The organism is Streptomyces sp. NPDC014727 (assembly GCF_043083485.1).
In the GTDB taxonomy this organism is placed as follows: Bacteria; Actinomycetota; Actinomycetes; order Streptomycetales; family Streptomycetaceae; genus Streptomyces.
The window spans coordinates 94,806-106,870 of sequence record NZ_JBIBYR010000013.1; the positions used below are offsets into that span (position 1 = coordinate 94,806).

Below are 12,065 nucleotides of genomic sequence, written 5' to 3' on the forward strand. Positions count from 1 at the left end.
AGGGGAGACCACCCGCCATGACGCCGGACCACCCATCCACCGCCACCGTCACCCGACCCCGCTTCATGCTGCGGGTCGCCGGGCTGCCGGTCGAGAGCGTACGGGCGCTGCGCTGCCCGCGCAGCCGCCGCTGGGCCGACGAGGTCCTGCACGCCACCGAGCGGTCGCGCGCCGACGGCGAGCGGCTCGGCGACCTGCTTCACCGTCTCATCGGCGGCAGCGAGGACGAGGCGCTGCGCCGCGCGCTGCTGCGACTGCGCCGCGACGTCTTCAACAACCGGCTGCCGGGGACCGAGGCCGCCGACCACGCGCTGGCGCTGGTACGGGGACTCGACGCGGATACCGGCACGGCGCTGGCGGCCTGGCTGACCGGCCGGCGCCGGCTGGACGAGCAGCGGGCGGCGGGCCGCGCCCTGCTCGCCGAGGAGACCGGGCTCGCCCGCGAGGCACTGCGCCGGCTGGCGGGGGAGGAACGGCTGCGCAAGGGGCTGCCGCTGGCCTCCCCGGCGCTGGACGCGCAGCTCGACGCGTACACGAGGAGCGACGCCCGGGCGGTGCCGGACAAGAAGCGGCGCAAGATCGAGCGCTCACTGCTCTCGTACCTCTACCGGACGGCCTGCAAGACCAGCCCGTTCTCCACGTTCACCGGTGTCGCCCTCGGGACCTTCGACGAGTCCGCCGAGGACCGGGGCCTCGCGGTCCGGATCGACGAGGAATGGGCCGGGCTGCTGCGGCTCAATGTCGTCGCCGTCGGCAGGCTCGCCCAGGCCGTGATCGCGGACCCGGTCCGCCGCGCCGATCTGCCGGTCGCCCCGGCCTCCGGCTGGGGCCGCGACGACGACCGGGTCCGCTATGTGCGCCGCTGGACCACGCAGGGCGACGAGGACACCGCCGTCACCTTCGACGCGGTGAAGGACCGGCTGTTCTTCCTCCGCCGCAGCGGCACCCTGGAGCGCCTCCTCGGCCTGTTCGAGGAGCGCGGCACCCTTCGTTACGGGGAACTGGCCGACTGGCTGGCCGAGGACCAGGACGCCGGGGAGGCCGAGTGCGCGCACTACCTCCAGGCGCTCCTCGACCTGGGGATGGTGCAGGTCCCCTGCCTGCGGACCGAGGTCCACGACACCGATCCGCTGCGCGCCTTCCAGAACTCGCTGCGTGGACTGGACCGCCCCTGGGCGGACCGGCTCGCCGCCCGGCTCGACGCCCCCGCCTCCCGCGTCGAACGGTTCGCGGACGCGGGCCCGGCCGAACGACGCGCCCTGATGGCCGAGTTGCGCGCCGAGCTGAGCGCCGTCCAGGTGACGGAGCTCGGCATGGACCGGGCGCGGATCCCGCAGACCCTGCTGTACGAGGACGTGGCGGCCGGACGGCGCGCCGAACTCTCCGCAGCCGCCTGGGAGGGGCTGGCGGCCGGGCCGCTCGGCGCGGTGGAGCGGGTGCTGCCCGCCTTCGACCTGACCCTGCCGCAGCGCGTCACGTTCAAGGGGTTCTTCCTCGCCCGGTACGGGCAGGGCGGACGCTGCGACGATCTGCTGAAGCTCGTGCACGACTTCCACGAGGACTTCTTCGACCAGTACATGTCGTTCACCGCGAAGCGCACCGCGTTCGACCCGGACGGGAACTACGTACCCGAGGAGAACTGGCTCTCCCTGCCGCAGCTCAAGGCCCTCGACACGGCCCGGCAGGCCTTCGTGGAACGGATGCACGCCCTGTGGTCGGCCTGGGAGAAGACGGGCGACGGCAGCGGCGAGATCCATGTCGACGCGGACGTCCTCGACGAGGTGGCCGGTGAACTGGCTTCCTTGGAGACGGAGTTCAGTCCGCTCGCGCACCATGTGCAGATCGTCGACCGCCCCGCCGACCCGCTGGTCGTCCTCAACCGTTCGTACGGGGGTGTCTCCTTCCCGTTCAGCAGGTTCACACATCTCTTCGACGGCCTCGACGAACAACTGCTCGCCGCCACCGCCGGTCTCGTGCCCGAGGGCGCCGTCCTCGCCGAGGTCACCGGCGGGCCCGTCACCAGCAATCTCAATCTGCACGGCAGGCTCACCGAGTACGAGATCGTCTGCCCCGGCGAGCGCGGCACCCTGCCCGCCTCCCACCGCATCCACCTGGACGACCTGTACCTCGTCCACGACCGGGCCGCGGACCGGCTCGTCCTGCGCTCCACCCGGCTGGGCAAGGAGGTGGTGCCCGTCTATCTGGGCTACCTCGTCCCGTTGGCGCTGCCCGAACTGCCCCGCACTCTGCTCCTCCTCTCGCCCACCTCCATGTCCCCGCTCAATGTGTGGGGCGGCGTCCCCGAGGGCGCCTCGGACGGCGGAGTCACTCGCAGGCCGAGGGTCCGGCACGGCAGTGTGGTGCTCAGCCGGCGCAGCTGGAGCGCGCCCGCGACCGTGCTGCCGCTGCGGGGGCCGGGGGCCGGGGAGGACGCCTGGTTCCTGGGCTGGCACGCGTTCCGCCGCGCCCACGGCCTGCCGGACCGGGTCTTCGCCACCGTCGCCGACAGCGGCGCACGCGGGGCGACCGGCGGCAAGCCGAGCTACGTCGACTTCGACAGCCCGCTCTCCCTGTCCGCGTTCGAGGCACTGATCAGGAGCGACGGGGCCCGGGTCGTGTTCCGGGAGATGCTGCCCGACGAGGACGGGCTGCACACCTTCTCCGGCCGGGGCCGCCATGTCGCCGAGCTCGCGGTGGAGACCGTCACCCCCGCCCGAAGGAGGGACCACTCATGAGTCCAGCCCCGCCCACCCCGGCCGCCACACAGACCCGCCGGGCCGGAGCCTGGCAGGCCACCCACATCTTCTATGCCGCCAACCCCCGGCCCATGCTGACCCATTGCATCCGTCCGCTGGTGGCGGAGCTGGAGGCGGACGGTCTGCTCGCCGGCTATTTCTTCATCAACTACTGGCTGGAGGGGCCTCATGTGAGGCTGCGGATCCGGCCCTCGTCCCCGGACGCCGAGTCCGAGGTGCGACGCCGTACCGAGGCGGCCGTGGACGCGTTCCTGGCGGAACGGCCCGCGCTGTACGAGGTGGACTCCGGGTTCCTCAACGACTTCTACAACACCCTGTTCGACATCGAGTTCCCCGGCGCCGAACGCGGCCACTACATGGACGACCAGGGCCGGATGAACCTGCGCCCCAACAACTCGCGCAGCGACGAGCGCTACGAGCCCGAGTACGGCAAGTACGGCGGCCCGGCCGGGATCGAGCTCGCCGAATGGCATTTCAGGCGCTCCAGCGACCTGGTCATCGACGCCTTTCGGACGAAGAACCTCCATCTGCGGACCGTGCTGCTCGGCACTTCCGCCCAGCTGATGATGGTGATGTCCGCGGCCTTCCTGCCGGACCGGCAGGAGCTCGCCGACTACCTCGACAGCTACTACGAGTTCTGGCACCGCGCCTTCCCCGGCACGGGGTTCATCGGCAGCGACGAGTACGACCGCAACTACGCCTCGATGGCGGCCGGGCTGGCCGCCCGCTTCGCCGCGGTCCGGGCCGCCGTGGCGGACGAGGACGGCGCGGCGCGGTTGCCCGGATTCCTCGCCGGCTGGGCCGAGCACTGCGCCGAACTCCGCGACAGGGCCGTCGCGCTGACCCTCGACGGCGATCTGACGTTCCGCTCCTGGGACGGCGAGCGCGACGAACTGGTCACCGATCCGGCGGCCTCCCTGCCGCTGCTCCTCTCCCCGTACATGCATATGACCAACAACCGGCTGCACGTGACGATCAGGGACGAGGCGTACCTCTCGCACGTGCTCGGCCGGGCCCTGCGGGAGCCGGGATGAGCGCCGCCGCCGACGCCCTCGCCGAGTACCGGCCCGCGCTGCGGCCCCGGGTCCTGCTCAGCGACGCGCTGCTGGACGGCGCCGCGACGGTGCACCTGATCAAGGACACCGACAGCGGAAGCTCCTTCCGAGTCGGCCCCAAGGAGCACTTCCTCATCGCCCGGATGGACGGCGAGCGTAGCCTGCGGGAGATCGGTGAGGAGTACGCCCGCGAGTACGGGCGCCGACTGGACGGGGCCCGCTGGCAGCAGATCCTGCGGATGCTCGGTACCCGTGGACTGCTGGCCGGGGCCGACGCCCCTACCCCCGCCGGACCGGCCGCACCCGCGGGATCCGCTGCCCCCGCCACCCTGCCCGCCCGGCCCGCCGAGCCCGCGCGCGGGGTGCTGAGCGGCAGTGTCCGGCTGGTCGCCGACGCCGACGCGACCACCGCCCGGCTGCACCGGGCGGTCGGCTTCCTGCTGGCTCCGGGGTGGCTGGTGCCCCTGCTCGTGCTGGTGGTGGCGATGGAGGTGGTGGTCGCCCTGCACGTGGGTGAACTCCTTGTCGACGCACGGGAGTTGTTCACCAATCCCGTACTGCTGACGGGCGCCGCCACGCTGCTCTGGTTCAGTACCGCCCTGCATGAACTCGCCCATGGTGTCGTCGCCCGGCACCACGGCGGCACGGTGGCCGAAATCGGTCTGCGCTGGCGGCTGCCCGTGGTCATCATGTACTGCACGGTCGGCAACTACCTCTATCTGGGCTCCCGTTGGCAACGCATCCACACCGCGCTGGCGGGCGCGGTGATGAACCTGCTGTTCCTGCTCCCGTTCTGCGCCCTGTGGATGTTCGCCCCGCTCGACACGGCCACGCACGACGCGCTCGGCGCCCTGCTGCTCCTCGGCAGCGCACAGGCGATCGCCATGCTGGTCCCGTTCCCGCCGCTCGACGGCTACCGGATCGTGAGCCAGTTGTGCGGGGCCACCGGACTCGCCGCGTCGACCGGCACGTATCTGCGCCTGGTCGCCCGCCGCGACCCGGCGGCGGCCGACTACCCACGCCGCGCCCGGACCGCGTACCTCGGCTACGGGCTGGGCTCGGTGCTCGTGCTCGTACTGATCCTCGCCGCCGTCGTGGCGGCCGCCCACCATCTGCTCACCGTCTGACCACCCACCGCGTGCCGATCCGCCGCCCCGAAGGTCCGAGCCGCCCCCGGCGGCGGACAAGGAGAAGTCCATGAGCCCCACCGCCCCGTCCACCTCCCCGGGCAACCAGGCCGGCCCGGAGGGCGGCCCCCTCCCGGCGGCCGTCGTCCTCGACGACGTACACAAGCGGTACGGCGGTACGCGGGCCGTCGACGGGGTGTCCCTCACCGTGCCGCGCGGCGAGTTCTTCGGGCTGCTCGGCCCCAACGGGGCGGGCAAGACCACCCTCGTGGAGATCATGGAGGGGCAGCGCAGGGCCGACTCCGGGACCGTGACCGTCCTCGGCACCAGCCCCTGGCCGCGCGACACGTCCCTGCTGCCCAGGCTCGGCGTACAGACCCAGACCTCGGCGTTCTTCGTCCGTCTCACCGCCCGTGAACATCTGCGCACCATGGCCGCGCTCTACCGGGTGGACCGTGCGGCGGCCGAACGGGCACTGGCCTCCGTCGGCCTCACCGAGCAGGGCGACACCCGCGTGGACGACCTCTCCGGCGGCCAGCGCCAGCGGCTCGCCATCGCCTCCGCGCTCGTCCACGAACCCGAGCTGATCTTCCTGGACGAGCCGACCGCGGCCCTCGACCCGCAGGCGCGGCGCGATCTGTGGCAGGTGCTGCGCGACCTCAAGGGCGCGGGCCGCACGATCATCTACACCACCCACCACCTCGACGAGGCCGAGGCGCTCTGCGACCGCGTCGCCATCATGGTCGACGGCTCCGTCGCCGCCCTCGACAGCCCCGCCCGCCTGATCGCCGCGGCCGGCCCCACCACCCGGCTGCTGGTCCCCGCGGGGCGCATGACCCCCGAACAGGCGCGGGCCATCGAAGGCGTCGACACCGTCACCGAGGAGCCGGACGCACTCGTCCTGGAGACCCTCGAATCGGGCAGGGTCCTGGCCGCGATCGACGCCCTGGCCGGTCTCCAGGGCGTCCGGACACGCACCGCGAGCCTCGAAGACGTGTATCTGACGCTCACCGGGGCGCGGACCGGAGCACCCCGGCCGTGACGGACCGGAGCCCCCCGGCCGTGACGGACCGGCCCGCCGCCACCCCCAGGCCCCCCACCACCCTCGCACCCAGCGATACGGAGACCCCCGATGAGCGCATACGCGGCGCTGAGCCAGGCCGGATACCGGGCCTACACGCGCGACAAGACCACCCTGTTCTTCACCTTCGCCTTCCCGCTCATCTTCCTGGTGGTCTTCGGACTGATCTTCCACGGGCAGACGGTCGAGGAGAGCGGCAAGCCGTACATCAACTACATCGCCCCCGGCGTCCTGTCCTGGGGCGTCGGCAACGCGGCCGTGTTCGGTGTCGGGTTCGTCCTCATGCAGTGGCGGCGCGACGACATCCTGCGCCTCATCCGGATGACCCCGACACCGGTGTCCGCCGTCCTCGCCTCCCGGTACGTCCTGGCGCTGGGCATCGGTGCGGTGCAGGCCGTGCTCTTCGTCTCCGTCGCCCTGCTGCCCTCGTTCGGGCTCCGGCTGGACGGCCGCTGGCCGCTCGCCCTGCCGGTGCTGGTCATCGGCATCACCGCGTTCCTCGCGATGGGCGTCATCGTCGGCAGTTACGCGAAGACCCCCGAGGCCGTCGCCGCCGTCGCCAACTGCCTGATGATCCCCATGGCGTTCCTGTCCGGTTCGTTCTTCCCGCTGGACGCCATGCCGTCCTGGATGCAGAACCTCTCCCGCGTACTGCCGTTGCGCTACCTCAACGACGGGATCTCCGGAGCCCTGACCGGCGACGGACCCGCCTCGGACATCGGCCTGTCCTGCGCGGTGCTCGCCGGCTTCGCCCTCGTCCTGAGCGCGATCGCGCTCAGGACCTTCCGCTGGAGCGACAAGTCATGACGACGCCCACCGCCGCACCCGGGCGCACCGGGAGCCCGCTGGAAGCGGCCCGCGCCGCGCTCCAGGACGAACTGACCGCCCGGCACGCGCGGCTGCCCGACCCGTCGGCGCTGCCGGCCCCCCTCGTCGTCCCGCTGGGCGCGGCCGACACCCTCGGCTTCGGCCGCCCCGACCCGTACGCGGACGCCCGCCCCGCCGCCGGTGTCCAGCTCACCTCACGCGCCGTGCTGATCGGGCCCTGGGGCGGCGAGCCGGGCACCACGGCCTGCGGACAGTGCCTGGCGATGCGCTGGCAGCGGCTGCGCAGCCGCTCGGAGCGCGAGGCACTGGAACTCGGCGGCGCACCGCACGGCGCCGTCCACTGGCCGGTCCTCACCTACTACGCGGTCGACGCCGTCTGGGCCGTCTACCGCGCCGTCCTCGGTGGCGGCCACGGCATCCCCGACGCGACCCCCGCCGACCGCGAGCTGCCCCGGGTCACCCGGATCGACCTGGTGACCCTCGCCACCGCGACGTTCCCGCTCCTGCCCGAACCCCTCTGCCCCTCCTGCGTCCAGGAGGTCCCGGACACCGCCGCCTCGGCCCGCATGGTCCTGCGTCCTGCCCGCAAACCCGACCCGGACGGCTACCGGCTGCGCTCCCTCGCCTCCTACCCCCTGCCGACCGCGGCGCTCGCCAACCCGGTGTGCGGCACCCTCGGCTCCGACATCTGGATCAACCCGACGTCCACCACCACGGCACCGGTCGCGGGCACCCATTTCGTACGCGGCTACGCCGGCCTCAACGACGTCACCTGGAGCGGCCAGGCCAACAGCTACGACACCAGCCGCACCCTCGCCCACCTGGAGGGCCTGGAGCGGTACGCGGGCACCACGCGCAGACGCGGCACCTCTCCCGTGGTCGGCTCCTACAACCGGCTGTCCGACCGGGCCCTCGACCCCGCCGCATGCGGTCTCTACGCCCCCGAGACCTACGCGAACGACCCCATGGTCTCCCCGTTCGACCCCGACCGGCCCATCCCCTGGGTGTGGGGGCACTCCCTGCGCGACGACCGCCCCGTCCTCGTGCCTGCCCGGCTCGCCCACTACAGCGCCGGGGTCGAGGCCGACAACTTCGTCTTCGAATGCTCCAACGGCTGTGCCACCGGCGGGAGTCTGGAGGAGGCGATCCTCTTCGGGCTCCTTGAGATCATCGAGCGGGACGCCTTCCTCCTGGCCTGGTACGGCCGGGCCCCCCTCACCGCGATCGACCTCGGGTCGTGCCGCTCCCCGGCCGTCCGCACGATGGCCGACCGGGCCGCGCTGCACGGCTACGACGTCCATGCCTTCGACACCCGGATGGACCTGGCCGTCCCCGTCGTCACGGCTCTCGCGGTGCGCAGGGACGGCGGGTACGGGACGCTGTCGTTCGCCGCCGCCGCCGGATTCGACCCGGAGAGCACCATCGAGTCGGCCCTGTCCGAAGTCCTCACCTACATTCCGCACCTGCCCTACCAGGTCGCCGAGCGCCACGGCGAACTCACCGCCATGGCACAGGACTTCTCCCGTGTGCGCCAGCTGAAGGACCACGCCCAGCTCTACGGGCTGCCCGCGATGGCCGAGCACGCGAAGGAGTACCTGGACCCCGTCGCCGTACGCCCTCCGGCGGACGTCTTCGGCGACTGGGAGCCGCACCGGCCCCGCACCGGAGACCTGCTGGACGATCTGAACCTGCTGCGCGACCGGATCGCCGCCGTCGGGCACGACGTCGTCGTGGTCGACCAGACCACGCCCGAGCAGCGCCGGATGGGCCTGCACACCGTCGCCACCCTCGTGCCCGGCTTCCTGCCGCTGGACTTCGGCTGGGCACGGCAGCGCGCCCTGCTGATGCCCAGGCTGCGGACCGCGCTGCGGGCGGCGGGACGGAGAGCCGACGACCTCCCGGAGTCCGCGGTCAAGCGCGTTCCGCACCCCTTCCCGTGACCGGGGCCGAGACGACCGGCGCGGACGTGACCCGTGCCGGGACGACCGGCGGGAACGTGACCCGTGCGGACCTCACCGGCGCGGGCACGACGTCCGCAAGCCCCCTTCGCGTGCGCTCCGCGAAGAGGGCTTGTGGACGTGCGTGCCGTGCGACCGGGTCAGGCGCAGCAGGAGGTGGTGCTGGTGGTGCTGGAGCAGGTCGACGTCGAGGAGCAGGACGTCGAGCCGGCGAGCACGACCTCCGCGGCGTCCGAGTAGTCCGAGATCTCGAAGGTCTCCGACTCCAGCTCCAGGATCTCGTCGGCGAGGGTGGCGAGCTCGGTCTTCGGGGCCATGGTGTTCTCCCTTGGGTCACGGGGACCGGCCGGCGGGTCCGGCGCTGTTCCCCTGAGCTGATGCCATTGCAGCGGGGGCCGCTGTCAGATCGGCCGCGCTTTCGCTGTCAGACCGCTGGCACCCCATGACAGCGGAACGCCGAATTCCTGAAGCCGGGGCGGCGCAGGCTCACGGACGAGGACCCAACCCGCCCAGCGGAACGAGGTGAGATGACGTGAAGGAGAACCCCGCCCCACCCGAACCCCCGCCCCCGAATCCGCCCCCGAATCCGGCCTCGTCCTCGGCCTCGCCGCCGCCCTCGCCGCCGGTCGTGCCGCGGGAGGTGCTGCGCTCCGCGATCGAGCTCTACCTCGACGTCCATGCCCATCCGGAGCTCTCCGGGGCGGAGCGGGACACCGCCGACCGGCTCGCCGCGCGGCTGGAGGCGAGCGGCTGCGCGGTCACCCGGAAGATCGGCGGTGGCCACGGGCTCGTGGGTGTCCTGCGCAACGGGACCGGACCGACCGTCATGCTCCGCACCGAACTGGACGCCCTCCCGGTCACCGAGCGCACCGGTCTCGCCTACGCCAGCACCGTGCCCGGAGTGATGCACGCCTGCGGACACGACCTCCATCTCGCCGCGGTCGCCGGAGCGGTGGCCGAACTCTCCCGGACGCGCTCCGGATGGAGCGGCACCGTCCTGGTGGTGGGCCAGCCTGCCGAGGAGACCCTGACCGGGGCGCGCGAGATGCTCGCGGACGGGCTGTACGAACGGTTCGGCACCCCGGACGTGGTCCTCGCCCAGCACACCTCACCGGCCCCCGCCGGCACCCTCGCGCACGCCGCGGACTTCCGGACCCCGCTGACGGCGGCCAGCGCGGCGGTGGACGTCACCCTGCACGGGCGCGGCGGCCACGCCGGCACCCCGCACCTCACCATCGACCCGGTCCTCGCGGCGGCTGCCGTCGTCATGCGGCTCCAGTCCGTCGTCTCGCGGGAGACCGCACCGGCCGAGCAGGCGGTGCTGAGCGTCGGCATGCTGCGGGCCGGGGAGCGCGGCAACGTGATCCCGGAGACGGCCGAACTCGCCCTGTGCTTCCGGGCGTTGTCCGAGCCGGTGCTCGACCGGATGACGGCTGCCGCGCGCCGGATCATCGCTGCCGAATGCGCGGCCTCCGGCTGCCAGAAGGCGCCGGACTTCACCGTCACCGCGCGTTCGCCCGCCCTGCTGACGGACGCCGCCGCCACCGCGTCCGTACGCGGGGCGCACGAGGCGCTGTTCGGGCCGGAGCGGGTGGCGGACTGCGGCCCCCTCACCGCCACCGAGGACTTCTCGTGGTTCGGCGCCCCCGGGGTGGCGACGGTGTACTGGCTGCTCGGCGTGACCGGGGTACGGCAGTGGCGCGCCGCCCGGGACGGCGGACCGCGCGTACCGCCCAACCACGCGCCGGAGTTCGCGCCGGACGTCCGCACCGCTCTGCCGGCCGGGATCGCGGCGATGGCGTCGGCCGCCCGACATGTGCTGGCCCCGGAAGGAGGCACGCCATGACCGGCGCCGACAGCGGGGCCGTCCACGCCCCGGACCATGTGGACATGGTCACCGTCCGCCGGGACGCCGCCGCCCCGACCGGTGAGACCACCGTCGTACGTCTGCTGAGCCTGCTCCCCGCCCACTGGAGCTGCACGCCGAGGTTCGTGGGCCCGGACCGGATCGCCCTGCGCATCGCCCTGGCCCCCGCCGTCGACCGGCAGACGGTTCGGCGTGCCCTCTCCAGTGCCCTCGCCGACCGGGCACTGGAGGGCTGGGCGGAGGAGCGATGAGGGCACGGCGGCGGCGCGGTCGCGGGCGCCTCACCTGGCTCCGGACCCGCACGCGGGCCGGTCCCGGGCCCGCGCGCGAGGCCCGGGACCGGCCCGGGACCCGCACCTTTCAGATCCAGCCGCGCTCCCGTGCCAGCAGCGCCGCCTGGGCGCGGCTCGCCGCGCCGAGCTTCTGCATCAGATCGGCGACATACCGCCGGTAGGTCCGCACCGAGACGCCGAGCTCCCGGGCGCCCGCCTCGTCCTTGCCCACGGTGCACATCGACACCAGCACCCGCCGCTCGGTCTCCGACAGGCCGGTGCCCGGTGCCCCGGTGTCCTCGCCGAACGCCTCGGAGAGATCGTCGGCCTGGTCCCAGATCTTCTCGAAGAGGGCGATGATGTTGGAGACCAGCCCGCTGCGATGGGCGAGCAGCGCGCCGCGCGAGGTGTCGCGCGGATCCAGCGGGACGAGCGCGGCTCTGCGGTCGTACACCAGCAGTCGTTCCGCGGTGTGCGCCGTCACGCGGATCGCCGCCCCGTGACCGGCCAGCTCCCGCAGATAGGCGGCGGTCGCCGGATCGTGCAGCGCGGCCCGTGCGACGACATTCCTGATCCGCACGCCGCGCCGCAGACATCGCAGGTCCAGCGGGCGCGAGCGGGCGATGTTCTCGGGCGACAGCTTGGTGTACGGCTCGACGGAGAGGATCTCGTCCCGGGCGAAGAAGGCAAGGTCGTCGATCCGGTCGCGGATCTGGGCGAGCCCCTCCAGCTGCTCGATGCCCGGAGGAGGGGGTCTTCGCGCACCCTGCTCCGCGCGTAGACCGTCGATGACATGGCGGGACCGGGTGACGCGCTGCAGCTCCTGGTGGAGCGCGTGCAGACGTAAGTCGATCAGCCGGGCCAGCGCGACCTCCGGATCGGTCGGGAAGATACGCAGGTCGGGGCCCTCGGGATGGAGCAGCCCGAGTTCCTGGAGCCGGTCGACGCACGAGCGGGCGGCCCGGGGGTCGGTGCGCAGCCGAAGGTGCAGACCGTCGGTGGCGGTGCCGGGATTGCGCAGGAAGTGCCGATAGACCTCTTCCTCGGCCTCCGAGATCCCGAATATGGACATCTCGTTCTCGCCCACGTGTGCCCCCGCTGCCTGGTCCATGCGCGGCCGC

At 73.0% G+C, this 12,065-nt stretch carries 10 protein-coding genes; 8 read left to right on the forward strand and 2 right to left on the reverse strand.

Annotated features, from left to right (window positions below; all coding sequences use genetic code 11):
- Positions 1-17: 17 nt before the first annotated feature.
- The 6 genes from ACF1B9_RS21540 to ACF1B9_RS21565 all read left to right on the forward strand — a co-directional run bounded on the left by ACF1B9_RS21540 (position 18) and on the right by ACF1B9_RS21565 (position 8,787).
- Complete coding sequence (locus tag ACF1B9_RS21540) at positions 18-2,735, forward strand: lantibiotic dehydratase (protein WP_391743073.1); 2,718 nt, start codon at positions 18-20, stop codon at positions 2,733-2,735.
- Positions 2,732-3,790, forward strand: coding sequence for a lantibiotic dehydratase C-terminal domain-containing protein (locus tag ACF1B9_RS21545; RefSeq protein WP_391743071.1), 1,059 nt, complete (start codon positions 2,732-2,734; stop codon positions 3,788-3,790). The genes ACF1B9_RS21540 and ACF1B9_RS21545 overlap by 4 nt, the downstream gene beginning before the upstream one ends.
- Positions 3,787-4,938 (forward strand): M50 family metallopeptidase, encoded by a 1,152-nt coding sequence (locus ACF1B9_RS21550; RefSeq protein WP_391743069.1) that lies wholly within the window; start codon positions 3,787-3,789, stop codon positions 4,936-4,938. Before ACF1B9_RS21545 ends, ACF1B9_RS21550 begins: the two co-directional genes overlap by 4 nt.
- A gap of 70 nt (positions 4,939-5,008) precedes the next feature.
- Positions 5,009-5,980, forward strand: coding sequence for an ABC transporter ATP-binding protein (locus ACF1B9_RS21555; RefSeq protein WP_391743068.1), 972 nt, complete (start codon positions 5,009-5,011; stop codon positions 5,978-5,980).
- A gap of 90 nt (positions 5,981-6,070) precedes the next feature.
- The gene (locus ACF1B9_RS21560; RefSeq protein WP_391743066.1) at positions 6,071-6,826 is read left to right on the forward strand and encodes an ABC transporter permease; all 756 of its coding nucleotides are present in this window, start codon (positions 6,071-6,073) and stop codon (positions 6,824-6,826) included.
- A complete protein-coding gene (locus ACF1B9_RS21565; protein WP_391743064.1) occupies positions 6,823-8,787 on the forward strand; it encodes a TOMM precursor leader peptide-binding protein in 1,965 nt (654 codons plus the stop codon). Before ACF1B9_RS21560 ends, ACF1B9_RS21565 begins: the two co-directional genes overlap by 4 nt.
- Positions 8,788-8,945: 158 nt before the next feature.
- On the opposite strand, the gene ACF1B9_RS21570 is transcribed toward ACF1B9_RS21565, so the two are convergent.
- Positions 8,946-9,122, reverse strand: coding sequence for a thiazolylpeptide-type bacteriocin (locus tag ACF1B9_RS21570; RefSeq protein ID WP_073790073.1), 177 nt, complete (start codon positions 9,120-9,122; stop codon positions 8,946-8,948).
- A gap of 311 nt (positions 9,123-9,433) precedes the next feature.
- Here ACF1B9_RS21570 and ACF1B9_RS21575 point away from each other — a divergent pair, with 311 nt between their 5' ends.
- Both ACF1B9_RS21575 and ACF1B9_RS21580 read left to right on the forward strand, forming a co-directional pair.
- Positions 9,434-10,651 (forward strand): amidohydrolase, encoded by a 1,218-nt coding sequence (locus tag ACF1B9_RS21575; protein ID WP_391743178.1) that lies wholly within the window; start codon positions 9,434-9,436, stop codon positions 10,649-10,651.
- Complete coding sequence (locus ACF1B9_RS21580; protein ID WP_391743062.1) at positions 10,648-10,923, forward strand: hypothetical protein; 276 nt, start codon at positions 10,648-10,650, stop codon at positions 10,921-10,923. The genes ACF1B9_RS21575 and ACF1B9_RS21580 overlap by 4 nt, the downstream gene beginning before the upstream one ends.
- A 109-nt stretch (positions 10,924-11,032) precedes the next feature.
- Here ACF1B9_RS21580 and ACF1B9_RS21585 read toward each other — a convergent pair whose 3' ends face one another.
- Complete coding sequence (locus ACF1B9_RS21585) at positions 11,033-12,031, reverse strand: LuxR C-terminal-related transcriptional regulator (protein WP_391743177.1); 999 nt, start codon at positions 12,029-12,031, stop codon at positions 11,033-11,035.
- Positions 12,032-12,065 lie beyond the last annotated feature (34 nt).